General features: G+C 67.6%; 18 protein-coding genes and 2 tRNA genes. 10 read left to right on the top strand and 10 right to left on the bottom strand.

What is annotated here, in order from left to right; all coding sequences use genetic code 11:
• The first annotated feature begins 69 nt into the window (after positions 1 to 69).
• Positions 70 to 585 carry a DciA family protein gene (locus AB0F81_RS20070; RefSeq protein WP_360199308.1) on the top strand — a complete coding sequence of 172 codons (516 nt, stop codon included), beginning with the start codon at positions 70 to 72 and terminating at the stop codon, positions 583 to 585.
• A 33-nt stretch (positions 586 to 618) separates the two neighbouring features.
• A complete protein-coding gene (locus tag AB0F81_RS20065; RefSeq protein ID WP_360199306.1) occupies positions 619 to 1,188 on the top strand; it encodes a hypothetical protein in 570 nt (189 codons plus the stop codon).
• On the opposite strand, the gene AB0F81_RS20060 is transcribed toward AB0F81_RS20065, so the two are convergent.
• On the bottom strand, positions 1,182 to 1,748 hold the full coding sequence (locus tag AB0F81_RS20060; RefSeq protein WP_360199304.1) for a hypothetical protein: 567 nt from the start codon (positions 1,746 to 1,748) through the stop codon (positions 1,182 to 1,184). The genes AB0F81_RS20065 and AB0F81_RS20060 overlap by 7 nt on opposite strands.
• Positions 1,749 to 2,301: 553 nt before the next feature.
• On the opposite strand from AB0F81_RS20060, the gene gyrB reads away from it, so the two are divergent.
• The 6 genes from gyrB (at position 2,302) to AB0F81_RS20030 (ending at position 8,302) form a co-directional block, all read left to right on the top strand.
• Positions 2,302 to 4,254: a DNA topoisomerase (ATP-hydrolyzing) subunit B gene (gene gyrB, locus AB0F81_RS20055; protein ID WP_360199302.1), complete on the top strand. Its 1,953-nt coding sequence runs from the start codon at positions 2,302 to 2,304 to the stop codon at positions 4,252 to 4,254.
• 207 nt (positions 4,255 to 4,461) lie between these two features.
• On the top strand, positions 4,462 to 6,876 hold the full coding sequence (gene gyrA, locus AB0F81_RS20050) for a DNA gyrase subunit A (RefSeq protein WP_360199335.1): 2,415 nt from the start codon (positions 4,462 to 4,464) through the stop codon (positions 6,874 to 6,876).
• Between the two features lie 3 nt (positions 6,877 to 6,879).
• The gene (locus AB0F81_RS20045; protein ID WP_360199300.1) at positions 6,880 to 7,764 is read left to right on the top strand and encodes a DUF3566 domain-containing protein; all 885 of its coding nucleotides are present in this window, start codon (positions 6,880 to 6,882) and stop codon (positions 7,762 to 7,764) included.
• Between the two features lie 77 nt (positions 7,765 to 7,841).
• Positions 7,842 to 7,915, top strand: a tRNA-Ile gene (locus AB0F81_RS20040).
• A 173-nt stretch (positions 7,916 to 8,088) separates the two neighbouring features.
• Positions 8,089 to 8,217, top strand: coding sequence for a DLW-39 family protein (locus AB0F81_RS20035; RefSeq protein ID WP_360199298.1), 129 nt, complete (start codon positions 8,089 to 8,091; stop codon positions 8,215 to 8,217).
• Between the two features lie 9 nt (positions 8,218 to 8,226).
• Positions 8,227 to 8,302: transfer RNA gene (locus AB0F81_RS20030), tRNA-Ala, on the top strand.
• A gap of 61 nt (positions 8,303 to 8,363) precedes the next feature.
• On the opposite strand, the gene AB0F81_RS20025 is transcribed toward AB0F81_RS20030, so the two are convergent.
• The 9 genes from AB0F81_RS20025 to AB0F81_RS19985 all read right to left on the bottom strand — a co-directional run bounded on the left by AB0F81_RS20025 (position 8,364) and on the right by AB0F81_RS19985 (position 15,515).
• A complete protein-coding gene (locus tag AB0F81_RS20025; protein ID WP_360199333.1) occupies positions 8,364 to 9,470 on the bottom strand; it encodes a site-specific integrase in 1,107 nt (368 codons plus the stop codon).
• A gap of 133 nt (positions 9,471 to 9,603) precedes the next feature.
• The gene (locus AB0F81_RS20020) at positions 9,604 to 9,825 is read right to left on the bottom strand and encodes a helix-turn-helix domain-containing protein (RefSeq protein WP_360199296.1); all 222 of its coding nucleotides are present in this window, start codon (positions 9,823 to 9,825) and stop codon (positions 9,604 to 9,606) included.
• Positions 9,822 to 11,615, bottom strand: coding sequence for a replication initiator (locus AB0F81_RS20015; RefSeq protein WP_360199294.1), 1,794 nt, complete (start codon positions 11,613 to 11,615; stop codon positions 9,822 to 9,824). Before AB0F81_RS20015 ends, AB0F81_RS20020 begins: the two co-directional genes overlap by 4 nt.
• Positions 11,612 to 12,118: a hypothetical protein gene (locus tag AB0F81_RS20010; RefSeq protein ID WP_360199292.1), complete on the bottom strand. Its 507-nt coding sequence runs from the start codon at positions 12,116 to 12,118 to the stop codon at positions 11,612 to 11,614. Before AB0F81_RS20010 ends, AB0F81_RS20015 begins: the two co-directional genes overlap by 4 nt.
• Positions 12,115 to 13,524, bottom strand: coding sequence for a cell division protein FtsK (locus tag AB0F81_RS20005; protein WP_360199290.1), 1,410 nt, complete (start codon positions 13,522 to 13,524; stop codon positions 12,115 to 12,117). Before AB0F81_RS20005 ends, AB0F81_RS20010 begins: the two co-directional genes overlap by 4 nt.
• A gap of 2 nt (positions 13,525 to 13,526) precedes the next feature.
• Complete coding sequence (locus AB0F81_RS20000; protein WP_360199288.1) at positions 13,527 to 13,868, bottom strand: hypothetical protein; 342 nt, start codon at positions 13,866 to 13,868, stop codon at positions 13,527 to 13,529.
• 97 nt (positions 13,869 to 13,965) lie between these two features.
• On the bottom strand, positions 13,966 to 14,397 hold the full coding sequence (locus AB0F81_RS19995; RefSeq protein WP_360199286.1) for a hypothetical protein: 432 nt from the start codon (positions 14,395 to 14,397) through the stop codon (positions 13,966 to 13,968).
• Positions 14,398 to 14,496: 99 nt separating this feature from the next.
• Positions 14,497 to 15,225: a GntR family transcriptional regulator gene (locus AB0F81_RS19990; RefSeq protein WP_360199284.1), complete on the bottom strand. Its 729-nt coding sequence runs from the start codon at positions 15,223 to 15,225 to the stop codon at positions 14,497 to 14,499.
• An 89-nt stretch (positions 15,226 to 15,314) separates the two neighbouring features.
• Complete coding sequence (locus AB0F81_RS19985; protein WP_360199282.1) at positions 15,315 to 15,515, bottom strand: hypothetical protein; 201 nt, start codon at positions 15,513 to 15,515, stop codon at positions 15,315 to 15,317.
• A gap of 735 nt (positions 15,516 to 16,250) precedes the next feature.
• Between AB0F81_RS19985 and AB0F81_RS19980 the strand changes: the two genes are divergently transcribed.
• Both AB0F81_RS19980 and AB0F81_RS19975 read left to right on the top strand, forming a co-directional pair.
• Positions 16,251 to 17,174, top strand: coding sequence for a DUF5919 domain-containing protein (locus AB0F81_RS19980; RefSeq protein WP_360199280.1), 924 nt, complete (start codon positions 16,251 to 16,253; stop codon positions 17,172 to 17,174).
• Positions 17,171 to 17,968 carry an inositol monophosphatase family protein gene (locus tag AB0F81_RS19975; RefSeq protein ID WP_360199278.1) on the top strand — a complete coding sequence of 266 codons (798 nt, stop codon included), beginning with the start codon at positions 17,171 to 17,173 and terminating at the stop codon, positions 17,966 to 17,968. Before AB0F81_RS19980 ends, AB0F81_RS19975 begins: the two co-directional genes overlap by 4 nt.
• Positions 17,969 to 18,306: the final 338 nt, after the last annotated feature.

Below are 18,306 nucleotides of genomic sequence, written 5' to 3'. Positions count from 1 at the left end.
AGGGTGGATCCCGGGCGGCCGGACGCTTCAGCGGCGTCTGAGAGCGCCGAGGGTGGTTATCCACAGCCTGTGGAGGAATTCGGCGACAAGGCCGGGCCGGACCTGGCCCGGGCGGTGCTCGACGCGGCCCTGGCCCGGCGCCGGGACGCCGCCGCCCGCAAACCGCGCCGCCGGACCGGTGGGGGTGGCGAGCGGCGGCTGCGTGGCTATTCCGGTCCCGGACCGGACCCGCGGGATCCACAGCTGTTCGGAGCGGTGCTGGACCGGCTGATGAAAGCTCGCGGCTGGGAGAAGCCGAAAGCCGAGGCCACCGTCTTCGGCTCGTGGGAGAAGGTGGTCGGGCCGGACATCGCGGCGCACAGCCGGCCGATCAAGCTCGAGTCCGGCGTGCTGACGGTCGAGGCGGAGTCGACCGCCTGGGCCACCCAGCTGCGGCTGCTGGCCGGCACCCTGCTGCAGAAGATCGCCGCCGAGGTCGGCCACAACGTGGTGACCCGGCTCAACATCCACGGGCCGGCGGCGCCGTCCTGGAGCCGCGGGCCGCGCCGGGTGCAGGGCCGTGGACCACGCGACACCTACGGCTGAAACCATTTCGCGGTCGGCGGCGTCTCTAAGGGTATGAGTCTTCGCCGCCTGCTGGTCCTGTTACTGCTGGTGCTGGCCCCGATACCGATTGCGGCGGCCGAGCCGGCGTGGGCCTGTTCGTGCGCGGGTCCCGCGGACACCGACCGGGCCCGGGCCGAGGTGGCGTTCGTCGGTGTCGTGCAGTCGGTGCGGCCGGCCGCGGCGGGCCGGCAGGTGGCGTTCGCCGTGGAGTCCGTCGCGAGGGGCGCCGTCGGGTCGATCGTGACACTGACCACATCGGACGACGAGACGTCCTGTGGATACAGCTTCGAACCGGGCGGGCGGTACCGGATCTACGCACAGGACGGCTCCACCTCACTGTGCAGCGGCAACGAGCTGCTCACGGCCGGGGTGGGCCATCGCGAACGCGTCGAGCGCGCGGCCGCGTACCGGTCGATGGTCTTCTGGGCCGGCTCCGGCCTGATCTTCCTGGCCGTCGCCGGCGGCGTGGCCTGGGTGCTGCGTCTTCCCGGCGGTCGCGTTGCGGCCGTGAGCGGGCAGCCGGTCGCGCCGGACTCACGGGACGTGCGCGCCGGGCGTACCCGGAAAGGTCTTGATCAGTAATCGGCGAAGATCGCGAAGCCGCGCTCGGCGCAGCGGCGGTAGAAGCCGGCCAGGACGGCGAGCTCGGTGCGCGCGAAGCTCCAGTGCGGGGCGTTGCCGGCGTCGTCGCGCAGCGCGGCGAGCCGGTGATCGAGCCAGCGCAGCTGCTGCTCGGCCAGGCGGCCGCCGGCGATCGCGGTCCGCATCACCTCGGCGACGGTGTCGAAGGTGACCAGGTCACCGAACTTCTCGTGGCCCTCGACGAAGCGCTCCAGGCCGCCGGCGATCCAGGCGCAACCGTCCGGGTCGATGACCGGGTCCTCGTCCTCGGCGGCCGCGTCGGTCGCGTAGAGCACGCCCTCCAGACCGAGCAGCAGGTCGACGAGTTCGGTGTAGGCGGTCGCGCGCACGGTGCCGGTCTTGGCGATGTGCAGAGCCAGCGCTCCGGTCGGCGCGGCGATCTCGGGACGGTCCGCGACGGCTCCGAAGTCGACGAACTCGGCGGGCGCCACCGGGTCGTAGTACTGGTTGGTCCGCGGCCAGTGCACCGCGACGTTGTCCAGGCCCTTGTCATGCGCCATCGGCGGACCCCACCCCTCCTAAGACCTGGCTATGGTTCCCCGGCCGACACCGGCCCGCGCGGGGAGGTTACGACACCGGTGCGGGCGGTTGTCGAGCAGTGTCGCAGTGAGTGCCGGGCAGGCACGGCAGGCGCGCCCGACTCTCGAAACAGCCGTATCACTTGTCGTTGCGGTGGCGGACAGTTCCGTGTAGGGGAACACGTGGGTAGCGCCTCCAATCGCGCTACGGCAGTCTCAGGCACCCGGAAGGGGTGCCGCACCCTCGCCAACTCGTTCCGGCGGAGTAGAATCGACAGCGACCGGGAAAACTGTGCTTGACGGTGACTGGCGTGCTGTTTGGTCTACGCAGCGCAACCGTCTTCGTCACGCTATGCGGTTTTTCCAGCCGATCACGATCCGCGGGCCGTCCGCGGCGACCGGCGCGCATGGTTCCACCGGTGGTCCGCTTCTCCCCGCGGTGTCATCTTCGGTGCCTCGTGCGCGCCCGGCTGCTGCCGATCGCCCGCCAACCCCGTGCGGGGCCCGCGGGCCCGGTGCGAGAAAGTGGCCGAGGGTGTCAGAGAAGAAGCAGGAGTACGGTGCCGAGTCGATCACCGTGCTTGAAGGCCTCGAGGCGGTCCGCAAGCGTCCCGGTATGTACATCGGTTCCACCGGTGAGCGTGGCCTGCACCACCTGGTCTGGGAGGTTGTGGACAACGCCGTCGACGAGGCACTGGCCGGCTACTGCGACACCATCGACGTCGTCCTGTTCGCCGACGGCGGGGTCTCGGTCACCGACAACGGCCGTGGTTTCCCGGTCGACCTGCACCCGAAGCTGAAGAAGCCGGGTGTCGAGGTGGCGCTGACCGTGCTGCACGCCGGCGGCAAGTTCGACGGGCAGGCCTACAAGGTCTCCGGTGGTCTGCACGGCGTCGGTGTCTCGGTCGTCAACGCGCTCTCCACCAAGATGGCCGTCGAGATCCACAAGACCGGTTTCGTGTGGCGCCAGAAGTACACGAACTCGCTGCCCGGCCCGCTGGAGAAGGGCGAGTCCACCGACAAGAGCGGCTCGACCGTGCAGTTCTGGCCGGATCCGAACGTCTTCGAGACCGTCGACTTCGACTACCAGACGATCTACCGCCGGCTGCAGGAGATGGCGTTCCTCAACCGGGGCCTGACCATCAACTTCACCGACCAGCGGCCCGACTCGGCCGATGAGAACGGCGAGCCCCGGCACGTCAGCTTCATGTACGCGGGTGGCATCTCCGACTTCGTGCGCCACCTGAACGCCACGAAGAGCCCGATCCACAAGTCGGTGATCGAGTTCGGCGCCGAGGACAACGACGCCGGCATGGGCGTCGAGATCGCCATGCAGTGGAACGAGTCGTACGGCGAGTCGGTCTACACCTTCGCGAACCGCATCAACACGCACGAGGGTGGCACGCACGAGGAAGGCTTCCGCGCCGCGCTGACCACCATCGTCAACAAGTACGGCATCGAGAAGAAGTTCCTCAAGGGTGACCAGAAGCTCTCCGGCGAGGACATCCGGGAGGGCCTTGCCGCGATCATCTCGGTGACCCTGCGCGAGCCGCAGTTCGAGGGCCAGACCAAGACGAAGCTCGGCAACACCGACATGAAGAGCTTCGTGCAGAAGGTGGCGAACGAGCAGCTCGCCGACTGGTTCGACCGCAACCCGGCGGACGCCAAGCTGATCATCACGAAGGCGGACCAGGCCGCTCGCGCCCGGATCGCTGCGCAGCAGGCCCGCAAGCTGGCCCGGCGCAAGTCGCTGCTGGAGTCCGGCTCGATGCCGGGCAAGCTGGCCGACTGCCAGTCCACCGACCCGCGCGAGACCGAGCTGTTCATCGTCGAGGGTGACTCGGCCGGCGGCTCGGCCAAGTCCGGCCGGGAGAGCCGGATCCAGGCGATCCTGCCGATCCGCGGCAAGATCCTCAACGTGGAGAAGGCCCGGATCGACCGGGTGCTGAAGAACAACGAGGTCCAGGCGCTGATCACGGCGATGGGCACCGGCATCCACGACGAGTTCGACATCTCGAAGCTGCGCTACCACAAGATCATCCTGATGGCCGACGCCGACGTCGACGGCCAGCACATCCAGACGCTGCTGCTGACCCTGCTGTTCCGCTTCATGCGGCCGCTGGTCGAGCAGGGGCACGTCTACCTGGCCTCACCGCCGCTCTACAAGATCAAGTGGAACAAGCGGGGCGACGACGCGCAGTACGCGTACTCGGACCGTGAGCGGGACGGCCTGATCGCGCTGCGCCAGCAGAAGAAGGCGAACGCGAAGCCGGACGACATCCAGCGGTTCAAGGGTCTCGGCGAGATGAACTTCCACGAGCTGTGGGACACCACGATGAACCCGGACACGCGCACGCTGCGTCAGGTGACGCTCGACGACGCTGCGGTCGCGGACGAGCTGTTCAGCGTGCTCATGGGCGAGGACGTCGAGGCGCGGCGGTCGTTCATCCAGCGCAACGCGAAGGATGTTCGCTTCCTGGACATCTGATCCAGGGCGCCGTATCCACAGCGTGCTCCTTCTTTCCACAACGTTATCCACAGCTAGATGCGTGCTTTGGCCGTACTTGTCTGGTTTCACCTTGAGTAAGGGTTAATAGTGACTGACACTCCCGAACCCCCGGACGGCGACGAGACCCAGGACGACGCCGGCGGCGGTGTGACCCAGCGGGTCGAGCCGGTCGGCCTCGAGGTCGAGATGCAGCGCTCGTACCTCGACTACGCGATGAGCGTGATCGTGGGCCGTGCGCTGCCCGACGTCCGTGACGGCCTGAAGCCCGTGCACCGCAAGATCCTCTACGCGATGTACGACGCCGGGTTCCGCCCGGACCGCGGCTACGTCAAGTGCGCCCGCGTCGTCGGCGACGTGATGGGCAACTACCACCCGCACGGCGACTCGTCGATCTACGACGCCCTGGTCCGGATGGGTCAGATCTGGTCGTTGCGGTACCCGCTGATCGACGGCAACGGCAACTTCGGTTCCCCGGGTAACGACCCGCCGGCCGCCATGCGGTACACCGAGTCGAAGCTCTCGCCGCTCGCCATGGAGATGCTGCGGGACATCGACGAGGACACCGTCGACATGCAGGACAACTACGACGGGCGGACCAAGGAGCCGACGATCCTGCCGGCCCGGTTCCCGAACCTGCTGGTCAACGGCTCCGAAGGCATCGCGGTCGGCATGGCGACCAAGATCCCGCCGCACAACCTGCGGGAGATCGCGAGCGCCGTGCAGTGGCAGCTCGACAATCCGGAGTCGGACGAGGCGACCGCTCTCGAAGCGATGATGGAGCTGGTCAAGGGGCCGGACTTCCCGACCTACGGCCTCATCGTCGGGCAGTCGGCGATCAACGAGGCGTACCGGACCGGGCGCGGGTCGATCCGCATGCGCGCGGTGGTCGAGGTCGAGGAGGACCAGCGCGGCCGGCCGTGCCTGGTCGTGACTGAGCTGCCGTACCAGGTGAACCCGGACAACCTCGCCGAGCGGATCGCCGAGCTGGTCAAGGAGGGCAAGCTCACCGGCATCGCCGACATCCGGGACGAGTCGTCCGGGCGTACCGGTATGCGCCTGATCCTGGTTCTCAAGCGCGACGCGGTCGCCAAGGTCGTGCTGAACAACCTCTACAAGCACACCCAGCTGCAGGAGACGTTCGGCGCGAACATGCTGGCGCTGGTCGACGGTGTGCCGCGCACGCTGAACCTGGCGCAGTTCATCCGCTACTACGTCGATCACCAGATCGAGGTCATCCGCCGGCGGACCGCGTTCCGGCTGCGCAAGGCGGAGGAGCGCGCGCACATCCTGCGCGGTCTGGCCAAGGCGCTGGACATGCTCGACGAGGTCATCGCCCTGATCCGGCGCTCGCCCACGGTGGAGGACTCGCGTCAGGGCCTGATGCAGCTGCTCGACGTCGACGAGGTCCAGGCGACCGCGATCCTCGACATGCAGCTGCGCCGCCTCGCCGCCCTGGAGCGGCAGCGGATCCTCGACGAGCTGGCGAAGATCGAAATCGAGATCGCCGACCTCAAGGACATCCTCGCGAAGCCGGAGCGGCAGCGGGCGATCGTCTCGGAGGAGCTGGGGGAGATCGTCCAGAAGTACGGCGACGAGCGTCGTACGCAGATTATCCCGTTTGACGGTGAAGTGTCCATGGAGGACCTCATCGCGCGGGAAGACGTTGTGGTGACGATCACACGTACCGGTTATGCGAAGCGCACCAAGGTCGACATGTACCGCTCGCAGAAGCGCGGCGGCAAGGGCGTGAGCGGCGCGACCTTGCGGCAGGACGACATCGTCTCGCACTTCTTCGTCATCTCGACCCACGACTGGATCCTGTTCTTCACGAACAAGGGCCGGGTCTACCGGGCCAAGGCCTACGAGCTGCCGGAAGCCAACCGGGTGGCCAAGGGTCAGCACGTCGCGAACCTGCTCGCCTTCCAGCCGGACGAGCACATCGCGCAGGTCATCCAGATCCCGAATTACCAGGTCGCGCCCTACCTTGTGCTCGCCACTAAGAATGGCCTCGTGAAGAAGACGCGCCTGGAGGAATTTGACTCCAACCGCAGCGGTGGCATCATCGCCATCAACCTGCGGGAGGATGACGAGTTGGTGGGCGCGGTCCTGGTGGCATCCGAGGACGACCTGTTGCTGGTCTCCAAGAAAGCCCAGGCCATCCGGTTCAACGCCACGGACGACGCGCTGCGTCCGATGGGGCGTGCGACGTCCGGTGTGATCGGCATGCGGTTCGGTGACAACGACGAGCTTCTCGCGATGGAAGTGGTTCGCGAAGGCCTCGATGTGTTGGTCGCCACCGACGGTGGGTATGCGAAGCGCACGCCGATCGAGGAGTATCCGGTACAGGGCCGTGGCGGTAAGGGGGTGCTGACGGCCAAGATCACCGAACGTCGTGGTGGACTTGTCGGCGCTCTGGTGATCGACCCAGAGGATGAACTGTTTGCCATCACCAGCAATGGTGGTGTCATCCGGACTCCCGTGAAGCCTGTACGGCGCACGCGGGATCGGAACACAATGGGGGTCAAGCTGATGGACCTCCCAGAAGGTGTAACCATCGTGGCGCTTGCTCGCAATGCCGACGAGCCTGACGAACAGGACTAGTTGATGCCGGAGACACAGGCGAAGTCGGGGGGCCCGGGGACCTCAGCGACTCCGGACGATGCGGCCAAGAAAGACGGCGCCGCAGCGAACGGACGCGAGACCTCAGGGCGCGCCGCTGTCCCCGCCGATGCCCCGTCCCCGCCGAAGTTCACCCGGGCGCCCGGGATGGCACCGCCGCCCGGGGAGCCGGCTGCCGGCACCGAGGGCGCTGAGGCGAAACGTCCGGGCGGTCCGTCCGTGGTGAAGGGCTCGGCCGCCGTGCCGGTCGTCACCAAGGGCAAGGGCGCCGCGCCGGGGACGTCGGGGGCACGCACCGGTGCCGGGGCGCCGGCCACGGGCCAGAGCGCCCCGCCACGGCCGGCGCAGGCCGCGGCACCCGCCGCCGCACCCGGTGCCGCCAAGCAGCGGACCGGTTCGGCGGCTCCCGCGGGCTCGTCCGCGGTGGGGGCGGCCCGTGTCTCGGAGGCGGTTCGTTCGGCCCGGACGACGGTCACGTCCGCCGCGGCCCGCGGCCCTCGCCGGGCCCGCCTGAACCTGAAGCGGATCGACCCCTGGTCGGTGATGAAGTTCTCGTTCGCGGTGTCGATCGTGCTCTTCATCGTGGTGGTCGTCGCGACGTCGGTGCTCTACCTCGCGCTGGACACGATGGGCGTGTGGACCTCGGTCAACACCAGCCTCAAGGACCTGGTGACCGCCAGCGGCGGCTCGGAAGGCGCCTCGGGCGACTCGTTCCGGATCACCGCGTGGGGTGTGATCGGCACGTCGATGCTGATCGGGGCGGTCAACGTCGTGCTCTTCACGGCGCTGGCCACCCTCGGGGCGTTCATCTACAACGTCTGCGCCGACCTGGTCGGCGGTGTCGAGCTCACCCTCGCCGAGCGCGACTGAGCGAAACCGCCGGGTTGCGAGCCACCCCCGCTTTGGAGGCTCGCAACCCGATGCGGTAACGTTCCTTTCGCAGTTGAGGGGCTATAGCTCAGTCGGTTAGAGCGCAGAGCTGATAACTCTGAGGTCGCTGGTTCGATTCCAGCTAGCCCCACGAGATGATGGGTGGTCTGTGTCGACGGAAAGCGTCGACCGGATCACCTCGTCATGTCTGGTCCGAGGGCCGAGCCCCCGGAAACCCTACGGTGCGATGGTTGCGCTGGGTGCCCCGCTTACGCTTCATTTGAGCGTACGAGTACGTCGGTCACTGAGTGAGGGGAAGTATTCGTGCTGAAGAAGCTTTTGATCGTGGCCGGTGTCGCTGGTGCGGCGTACCTGGTCGTCAAGAAGGTCAAGGCGTCCAGCGACGAGCGCGCTCTGTGGCACGAGGCGACCACCGCTCCTGACCTTCGCTAGTTCAGCGAAGGGGCCCTAGCTCAACTGGCAGAGCACCGCCTTTGCAAGGCGGGGGTTAGGGGTTCAAGTCCCCTGGGCTCCACCAAGTTCGCCTCTCACCAGGCGAAATGCAAGACCTAGATCGTTGGGACCACATCGGGACCATCTCACCCCAGGTCCCACCGGCCCGCGACGGCTGATTTCAAGACCTCTCCCACCACTCCACGGCGGCGCTCACGGCGCGGCCAGAAGTGGACGTAGGTCTCTAGGGTGATTTCCAGCTTGGAGTGCCGTAGCGCCCGTTGAACCTCCTTCGGGTCCGCGTGGTTCGTGATCAGCGTGGTAGCGAAGAAGTGCCGCAAGGCGTGGAAGCCGCCGTGTTCCTCCGGCCAGCCGGCAGCCCGGCGCCACTTGACCCACTCGGCCGACCAGGTGCGATCCGTGAACGGATTGCCGTGCACCGTGGTGAACAGCAGCGGCACCCGGCGCCGGATCGGCCGACCGGACGTGATGTCCAGCATTTCGACCTCGACCGGCGGGTACTCCTTCACGTGGTACTCCAGGGCCGCCGCGACCATCGGATCCAGGTCTACGGCGCCCGCAGCGGGGTCGAAGGTCCGTACGCCCTTGGGCAGGCTGAGGTAGAACCCGCCGTACTCGCGGGGTGCGTACCGCAGTTGCTGAACGACGTGCAGCTCCTCGTTGTCGGCGTCGAGGCAGCGCGGACCGTGCTCGAAGCCGAGCGCTTCGCTGATCCGTAGCCCCTCGCCGGCCCCGAGCCAGAGCAGGCCGTGATAGCGCTCCGGGACCTTGTCGAAGAGGCGGAGCACGTCGTCGCGGTCGGGAACCCATTTCGGGGCGCGGCTCAGCCCACGGAACACCTGGGAGAGCTTGATCCCGTCGCAGGGGTTGTCGGTGATGACCTTGTCAGTGACGGCGCTGGACATCACCGCGTCGAACAGCTCGAAGTAGAGGCGCATGCTGGACTGGGCAATGCCCTCGGCGAGACGCTTTGCCAGCCACAGCAGCACGTCCGTCTGCGTGATCGAGCGCAAGGCGCGGTTGCCGAATGCAGGCACGAGGTGGAGCCGGATGTTCGACTCGATGCGGGTTTGAGTTTCCAGCGCCCAGCCGATGACGCGAGCCTGTCGCCAGCGCTCGGCGTAGGCAGCGAATGTGATGTACTTCTCAGCCAAGACCAGGCCGACCTCCGGGGCAGTGCCGGCCCGGCATGACAGGTCGAATTCCTCGGCGTCGGTTTTGCGCTCGAACACCCTGTCCTTGGTGTCGCCGGCGGCATCGGTGTAGCGGACCCTCCAGCGCTTGCCACGCCCGTACTTGCCGGACTTGATCCGCTTGCCGTCCTCGCCCTTCTTGGTCAGGTACCAGAGATCGTGAACGCCCACGTCACGCCACCTGGCCCATCACCCAGGCACGGACGGCGGTGGGGTCGTAGCGCAGGTGCTTGCCTACCTTGAAGGCCGGCGGACCCTTTCGGCGATGGCGCCACTGGTAGAGCGTGCCGGGCGGGACGCGGAGGTACGCGGCGGTCTCCTCGATCGACCACAGCTCCTCCGGGCCTTCGGGCGTGGTGTCCTGATCGGGAACCACTGTCAGCCGCTTGGTCATCTCGCCTCCTTCGCCGTGCCGTCCGCTGTTGCCGAGACATCACCTGGCGGGTCGCCGCTGGCGCGTTGCCGAGCTGCGGCGAGCTGTGCGCGGCGGTGGATGCGTTCGGAGATCGCTCGCAGTAGCCGGTGTTCGAGTGCGGGCAGGTCGGGATCGTCGTAGCGGGCCATTTCCCACGTGACTGCCGGGGCCGGGTTGGTGTCGGGCTGGGTGTCGGTGTCGGTAGTGATGCCGAGGAGTGCCTTGACCCAGGCGTGGGCGTGGGCGCGGTGGTCGGCCAGGGTTTTGCCGGACCAGTCGCGGGAGACGAGCACGCGGCGGCCGCCGATGCCGAGGGTGGTCTTCTGGTGCACGCGGCCCTTGCAGTGGCCAGGCCGAAGGCGTACGTGTGCCTTCTTTGGCTGGACGCCGTAGAGCAGCCAGTTCGCGCAGCGTTCCGAGCAGGGGGTGACGCGTAGTTCGTGCCAGAGCCGGTCGAGGTGGTCGCGTTGCGGGTCGCTGGTGACTTGGTGGCAGTCGGCCGCGGACTTGGTCACGTACTTGGTGATGTAGCCGATCGTGCGCTCGACGTCCTGTGAGCCGGGGTCGACGCCCTTGGCCTTGACCTGGGCGCCGAAGCGGACCAGGTGCGCCGGCTCGGCGTCCGGGTCGTCGTCGATGGCGTCCAGGGCCTCGGCCCAGGTCGGCAGCGGCCGTCCGGTGTCCGGGTCGACCCAGCTTTCGGTCTTGGCGTCCCAGGTCGGTGGTCGGTCGATCGGGTACCGGAGCCGGTCGGCCGCCGGCCACCACACCTGGTGGTAGGTGGCCTTGGCGACCAGTTCCAGCATGGCGCGGGGGATGGTGCCTCGGATCGCGAAGTGCGCGTGCGGCGCCAGCCGCCGTTGCGGTTCCACGCAGCCCGCGTATTGGACGTTCCAGCCGACGGCGCGGCGCAGGTTCTGCCAGTACCGGTCGAGCAGGCGGGGGAAGTGCACGGCGTCCCAGGCCGCCCGCCGGTAGTCATAGCGCGCCGGGTCGACCGGGGTGCCGAGCAGCGGATCAGCGTCGGTGTGCCAGCGCCGGCAGGAGCAGGGCCGCCCTTGGTGGATCGAGTGCACCGGTCCGTAGCTGTCCAAAGTCAGCGTCAACCACATCGACGGCCGGTGCTCGATGCCGTCCGCGCCAACGTAGGTCCGCCCGACCGTGCGCTGGTCGACCTTCTGCCGGGGCAGGTCGGGCACGTCCTGCCGCCGCTTGGTGGACCGCACCCGCCGGGGCGAGTCGTCGTTGCCCTGGGCAGCGTTGGCGTGGCCGGGCGCGATGCTGCCTCGCAGGCCTTCGGCGGCGATCTCCTGCTCGACCGCGTTGATGGCCGTGTCGATCCGGTCGAGTTCTGCCGCCCGCTCGTCGGGGTCCATCGCGGCGAGCTGGAGCGCGGCGCGCTCGAACTCCAGATGCGCTCGCGCGGTGATCAGGTCCCGTTGCCGTGGGGTGGCCGGTGCCGGGCCGGGGTGCGGTTCGTCGGTGCGGTGCCAGCCCTCGCGGATCTGGACCTGCCTCAGCCGTCGTGCCCGCTTGGCGCAGGGCGGGCATTTGGCTTCCAAGGTGGCGCCGCAGGGCAGGTCGACGAGTTCGGTTCTGCCGGTGGTCAGGTCGGTACGGCGTAGCGCGATGGGGCGGATGCAGACGCCGTGGTCGATGGCGAGGTCTTTGAGCGCGTCGACGGCGCGCGGTTGGGCGAGGCGAGCGGCCCGGGAGCCCGGCCGAGGCGGCGCTGCCTCGGCTGGGATGGTCAGGGTCGGAGCAGTCACCGGGTCACCTGCCCGATGACCGGGACCCCGTTCGGCCGAGTGATCGGCCGAGTCGGAACCGCCGCCACCGACGCAGCCGGAGCCGCTGCCGGGCTCTGCGCTGTCGGGGCAGCGGTCGGCGACGTGCCGGTGAAGACCAGCTTGACCAGGGCCATGAATGCCAACGCGGGCACGGCCGACAGTAGCCAGCCGGACGGGCTGGGCTGGGCGACGGCGAGTTGGGCGGCGAGTGACAGGGTTCCGGCGGCGAGGAGCAGGAATAGCGGGTAGCCGATCGGCGTGCGGGTCTGGCGGCGTCGTTTGATGGTGAGTAGGGCGGCGATGGGGACGAGTTCGGAGATGACGGCGTTGACCCAGCCGAAGGCGTCCGGGGTGCCGGCGGGTGCGTGGCGCATGGTCCAGTCGTGGACGTGGGTGAACGACGCCCACCCGGCGGCCACCGCCACGACGGTGAGGATGGCGGCCAGGGTCAGGCCCTCGATCCGGTCAGCGGTCAGCTTCACGCCGCACCCCCAACCGGCGCACCATAGAGGTAGGTCATCTCCTGCACGGCGTCGTCGTCGCAGTAGCTCAGCCGGACCCGCATCGGCGTCGGATCACCCTCCAGCACCACATAACCGACCCCGGGCTGGGTCTGGGGGATGCGGTCGCAGAGGGCGCCGCGGTCGCGCATGCCGTCGCCGAGGACCATGTCGACCTCGGCCGGTTCGGACAGCCGCAGCCCGATCCGGGTGGGGAACAGCCCTCGGGCGGGCAGCACCTCCTTGCGCGGGTCTTGGATCGCAGCGACCACGTGCACGCCGACCGCGCGGCCTTGGGTGAGGACGATGCCGAGCGCGGCCTTGATCCGGTCCTTGAGTTGCCGCTCGGTCAGGTAGGCGGTCAGGTTCGCCAGTTCGTCGATGACCAGCACGATCAGCGGCTCGTCCGGGGTCGGTTGGTGCTGGCGGGTGTGTCCGGCCAGCCGGGAGGCGCGCTGCTGGGCGACTTGGGCCGCCTGCTCGATCATGGCGGCCATTTCGGCGAAGTCGCGGGAGGCGAACCGGGCGAACAGCGGCCGGCCGATGCCGAGTTCCATGCCGCCCTTGGGATCGAGGCCCCACAGTTCGACCAAGCCGAGCCCGACGCCGCCGGCCAGGGCGCGGACGATGGACCAGATCACCGAGCCCTTACCGGAGCCGGTCGCGCCGACGATGAGTACCTGGGTGCCGAACAGCCGCAGCTGGTACAGGTCGCCGTCCTCCTGTACGCCGATCGGTAGGGCGGTGAAGTCCGGCACGGCCGGGACCGGCAGCGGGGCGATGGTCTCGCGCAGGGAGTCGCCGCGCATCAGGACCAGGACCACGGTGGCGTAGGTGGGGCCGGGGATGGCCTTGACCTGCCGGACACCGAAGGTGTGCGCCAGCCGTTCGGCGGCTTTGGCGAAGTCGTCCGGGATCTGCCCGGTCACCATCCGCACGGTGACCTCATCGCAGCCAGCCCGGCACCGGACCTTCCGGATCTCCGGGATGATGGTGCGCTTGTCGTAGGAGACCGACAGCTTCGCGGTGACCATCGCGGCCATCCACCGCCGCCGGTACACCAATCGCCGCACCTTGGCGAGGATCGGCCACCAGCCGAACCGCAGCCACGACAGCCGGTGCGCGAACGCCCAGCCGGTCGCCGCCGCCGCGATCCCGCCGACCAGCGCGGCGAGGGCCTGCCAGTCGTGGGCGAGGTAGAGCCAGGCCAGGCCGGTCGCCGGGAGGGTGGCGTACCAATGCCGGACATAGGTGGTGACCAGCCACGCCAGCGCTTTGACGATCTCCCAGACGACGACGAGCCAGATCGGGAACTTGACCACGGGGGTGCGGACGTTGAGCGGGGCGACGGGGATGGTCTCGCCCCGGATGATGTTGATCAGCGGCACGGTCAGCTCACCGCCTTGCCGTCGGCGCGGTCCAGGGCGGCCAGCGCTTGCCGGATGTTGTCGAGGCGTTCGGCGTCGCTGACGTTCGGGATCAGCAGCGCCCACGCCTCGATCCGTCCGATCACTCCGGCATAGCGGTGGACGTGCTCCCAACCGGTGAGCGCGTGCTCCCGCAGGGCTTCCTGGATGTCCTCCTGAAGGGCCTCCTGATCAGCTGCTTCCTCGCAGCCGTCGCAGCGATCCACGCCGGTGGTGAGGGGCTTGGTCTGGCTACAGCCGATGCAGGTACGCCATACGGTGTTGGTCGGTGTGGTGACGCGGGCAGCGTCGACTACCTTGGGCATCACAGCCCCTTCCCTTCGCAGGTGGGTGGTTGAGCGCCCGGGACCGGGGATGACTTCTTGGCGGTTGTTGGCCCCGCTCCCGGACGCGACAGAACGATCAGGCAGCCTTCGCACGGCTAGCCTCGTGCGGCGCCGTCATCCCGGTGGCCTTGACCGACCAGGCCAACCGCGACCGGCACTTGCTGCTGGCGCCCTTGCAGCGCTGCGAGTCCACATACGGCGTCAACGTGACGTCGGTGAACTCCACCATCGGCGGGTAGCCCGGCACCGCCGAGGCCGGCGGGACCGGCTGCTGCGCCGCCACGACCTTGACCTTGAACTCCTTCGACGCGCCGAACTTGCCCGCCTCCGGGTCCAGATCCAGCACCCGAACCAGCCAGATGCGCTCGCCGGTCTCCTTGTCGCGCAGCTGGTCATCGCCCTGCCCGCGCTTGTCGAAGTCGGTGGCCGGCTCCACCCCGAGGCACAGCGCACCGTGCGGAGCCACGTAGTCCCACGGGACCGGGACCTTGATCGAATTGGGTACCACTTGAGCCTCCGTCTACGTATCAAGTCGACAACTTGACTTGTTATGTTGAGACGAGTTTAGCTCGATGCGGCCCATCGTCAAGGCCATCGATGAAAAACCTCAGCGAAGAGGGAACGATCCTTCGATCTCATGCCGGTTCGCCGGGATCACAGCATCGACCGCGAACTGAGGCATGCCAGCTCGATCAAAGACCGTGACCAGCAGCGTCAGGACAGCATCCCGTTCGGTGATCTTCAAGAGCTCGGCTTCCTCGGCTGTAGGAAGCCGAGCCGAAATTCGTTCGGTTGCGTGATCGAAGTTGATGTCCTTGCGATCTTTCAAATGCCGCAGCACGCCATCGACAATGGCGGTCTTCCGGCCGATGTCCGTGCCGGCAGCCAGCTCGACCGGCACATACACCGCACTCAGTTCAACCGGGCCAACCTCGGCCTCCATGAGGCGCCGCCGCAGGATGACTGGCGTGTCCGACTCCAGGTCCAGCGCGGCCGCCGCCCGGTTCGGCGCCATGATGGCACCGACCCGCAACAGAGTGACCTCGGCATCCTCGCCCTGGTCGAGCAGTTCCAACGCCCTGTCGGCGGACTGCTGGGCGGCTGGGGAGGGCCGGCCTATGACGAAGCGGCCCTTGCCCTGTTGCGACTCGATCCAGCCGTCCTGCTGGAGAATGCCGAGCGCGCGGACCACAGTCGGGCGCGACGTGTCGAACTCGGCCATCAGCTGTGTCTCGCTGGGAATCGCAGTGCCGGGCGCGTAGGTCCCGTCCTCGATGCGCTGCTGCACAGCGTTGACGACAACCGCGTACTTCGGCGGCGGCACGTTGATGGCCATCCGACTCTCCGCCTGCTCGATGAGACAACAACTCGACTTGTCAACACCATAGAGCAAGTAGAGCGGAGACGGAACTCTTCCCGAGACGGCTACCCGATCGGCCAGCGTGCCCAGGAGACGAAACGCTCGTGGTAGCTGGAGGGCGGTGAGAGCTGGCCTTGTCTCAGCGTGTCGTCGACCGCGTCCCACATCTGCGCCGAGAGGTAGATCAACAGAACGGAGGGGAAGGTACGGAACTCCTCCAGCAGCGCCACCTTGGCCGGGACACATGGCCAGTTGGCCAGGCACACCCGGCAGTTCCACGAAGGCCGTGACGGAACATGCTCCGCGGTCTCTGCCGCTGGCACGGCCACGTCACGAACCCAACGCTGGAGGGACGCCGGCCACCGACAAGATCTGGCTGACTGCTCGGTCACCGCGGTCGAAGGTGCCCAAGTGTCTGCCTGGAGCGGGAGGTCTGGCCGGGGCATAGGCGTTCCATCGCTCGCCGTCGGACTGAAGCCAGCCAACGAGGGCGCCGGCATACATGACCATGTGGCCGCCGAGCATGGACTGGGCCAGCGTTACCGGGCCGGGCTGTACCACCTCGGCTACCGCAGCTCGGCCAACTACCTTCGCCTCCGGATGGTCCTGCCGCACCGTGGCAACCTCCTGAGTTGAGGCCCGCGCCCGGTCCACGAGACTGGAAGGCCACGCTGACAGGGCGCGGGGGTATCAGAGCGTTTCCTCATGCCACCCGACGCCGCATCGGGGAGCAGTCGGGGCAGGCGCGTCGCTCAAGCCGCACAGCCACTTCGCAGACCGGCACCGACCGGCGTCGTGAAACCAGCCGCCAGCCCCGCCCTTCGCAGGACTGGCACACGCCCGAGGAATTCGCCATGTGCCGATCGTGGTCGCTGAGCGTCGCCCAACCCATCACGCGCGATAGTCCATCGAGGAGTAACTTCAATCCGGCGACCGGATACCGGGCATCAAGCCGCTATCCGCACCGCAGATAAGGCGCGAGCGACCAGGGGAGAGATGCCATGAGCACCCGCGCAGCGGCCACGTTCTCCGTACCGGAACAACTGTGGGAAACCGACGCCATGCTCGATGCCTTGGCGGCCCGCGATATCGCCCAGATGTTCCGCCTGATTCAGCGTGAGACGCGGGTCAGTCAGACCCATCTCGGCGTCGCAACCGGCCTCAGCCAAGCCCAGGTCAGCGAGATCATCGGCGGCAGCCGTCGGGTCAGCAGCATCGACGTCTTGACTCGGATCTCGACCGGTCTCTGTATGCCGGCTGAAGCTCGCGTGGTACTCCTGCTCGGCGACCGCAGTCACAGCGCCACCTCGGCACCATCCGGTGATGTCTTCGCTGCCCAACCCGCGCCGTACGTCCAGGGCCTCGCCGAGGAAGCGCTGATCGAGCGCTTCGCGGACGTGGAAGCGGTCTACCCCAGCCGGTCGGAATTTACCTCAAAGATGCCGCCGCACGCCCTGTTTGACTGCGCCACCGACATCCGCGCCGTCGGCCTATCCCTCAACCTGATATGCCAGCAGTACGCCGACAGCCGCCTCGCCCAGCTCGCCCAGGACGGCGCCCGCATCCGCCTACTTTTCCTCGATCCGGCCGGCACCGCGATTCGACAACGCGAGATCGAAGAAGACATGACCGCCGGCCACCTCGGCGCGCTCACCGCCCTCAACCTGCAAGGCGTGCTCCGCGTACGCGACCGCCTACCCGCCGAAATGCGAGACCGGATCGAGGTCGCCACCTACGACCAGACGATCCGTGTCAACATCACCTTGATCAATGACTCGCTCTGCATCGCGCAGCAGTACCTGCCCCACGCGCGAGGGGTCGAGTCGCCCACGATGGTGATCAAGAAGCGGTGGCCGGCCGCAGGTCTGTACCACGTGTTCGAGCGCACCTTCGACGAGCTTTGGAGCGGTAGCCAGCCCCGATGACCGACTACAGCGACCTACTCCCGATCGCCCACCAGGCCGTCGACCTTGCCCGCGACATCATGCGCACCATGCAACCCGGCGTCCTGACTGCCAAGGGCGATCGCGACATGGCCTCCGAGGTCGACTACGCCATTGAAGAGCGAGTCCGCGCCTTTCTCGCCGAACAGACGCCCGACATCGGATTCCTGGGCGAGGAGAACGGCGCTAGCGGAGCCACTGGCGGCTTGATGTGGGCGCTCGACCCAGTCGACGGCACGGTCAACTTCGTTCACGGATCACCGCTCTGCGCAGTGTCGCTCGGCCTCATCATCGAGAGGCGACCCGTTCTAGGTGTCATCGACTTGCCCTTCCTTAGTAGCCGCTACTCCGCGGCTGAGGGCAACGGAGCCCACGCCAATGGCGAGACCATCGCAGTCAGCAGCACGCGGCAGATTGGCGACGCAGTCGTTGCGCTTGGGGACTATGCAGTTGGGCACAGGTCGGACGTCAAGAATAGGACTCGCTTCACTCTCACCCAACGCCTTGCCAGCAACGTGCAGCGCATACGCATGCACGGGTCAGCCGCCATTGACCTTGCATGGCTAGCGACGGGGCACATCGACGCGGTGGTCATGTTGGCGAATAAGCCTTGGGACACTTCGGCAGGTGTTGTGATCGCTCGTGAAGCCGGTGCCTTGGTAGTCGATCGCGACGGATCACCGCACAGCATTGAGTCCAGCGCGACGATCGCCTCCAACTCCGATCTACTGGCCGAATTCCTCGGCCTTGTTGGTGACGACCCGACGAGTCTGTAACGGCGCAACGCATCTCTCGGACGCACCGGAAGCTGACCACGGTCGGTAGTTTGCGGGCGGTGACCGAAGGATGAGCATCCTGTGGAGCGCCGGGGATCCCTTGAAGGTTTCGGGGTCGACGCTTCCGTAGCGTCCCGACCGCTTGTACCCAAGGCAGGGGAAAAACCCAGTGGACAACCGGTGGACAACGGTGGACAACGTCCGCCGGTCCGACAACTGTGGACGCGAACCCGAGCTGTGCCGGATGGCTCATACTCGATCCGCCAATGGATAGTCCGCTGACCTGCGGAGACGTAAGGCCTCCACACTATGCACAGGTCAAGCCACGGCGATCCCGA

Origin of the sequence: Actinoplanes sp. NPDC024001 (genome assembly GCF_040638955.1) — a bacterium.
Classification (GTDB): Bacteria; Actinomycetota; Actinomycetes; order Mycobacteriales; family Micromonosporaceae; genus Actinoplanes.
The sequence above is the reverse complement of the archived record's forward strand: the minus strand, read 5'-3'. Positions and strand labels throughout refer to the sequence as shown.

What these genes read in the sequence shown, in the direction of transcription:
- AB0F81_RS20065 (WP_360199306.1), top strand. Translation starts at nt 619, where the DNA reads ATGAGTCTTCGCCGCCTGCTGGTCCTGTTACTGCTGGTGCTGGCCCCG.
- AB0F81_RS20060 (WP_360199304.1), bottom strand. Translation starts at nt 1,748, where the DNA reads ATGGCGCATGACAAGGGCCTGGACAACGTCGCGGTGCACTGGCCGCGG.
- gyrA (WP_360199335.1), top strand. Translation starts at nt 4,462, where the DNA reads ATGCAGCGCTCGTACCTCGACTACGCGATGAGCGTGATCGTGGGCCGT.
- AB0F81_RS20045 (WP_360199300.1), top strand. Translation starts at nt 6,880, where the DNA reads ATGCCGGAGACACAGGCGAAGTCGGGGGGCCCGGGGACCTCAGCGACT.
- AB0F81_RS20020 (WP_360199296.1), bottom strand. Translation starts at nt 9,825, where the DNA reads ATGACCAAGCGGCTGACAGTGGTTCCCGATCAGGACACCACGCCCGAA.
- AB0F81_RS20000 (WP_360199288.1), bottom strand. Translation starts at nt 13,868, where the DNA reads ATGCCCAAGGTAGTCGACGCTGCCCGCGTCACCACACCGACCAACACC.
- AB0F81_RS19990 (WP_360199284.1), bottom strand. Translation starts at nt 15,225, where the DNA reads ATGGCCATCAACGTGCCGCCGCCGAAGTACGCGGTTGTCGTCAACGCT.
- AB0F81_RS19980 (WP_360199280.1), top strand. Translation starts at nt 16,251, where the DNA reads ATGAGCACCCGCGCAGCGGCCACGTTCTCCGTACCGGAACAACTGTGG.
- AB0F81_RS19975 (WP_360199278.1), top strand. Translation starts at nt 17,171, where the DNA reads ATGACCGACTACAGCGACCTACTCCCGATCGCCCACCAGGCCGTCGAC.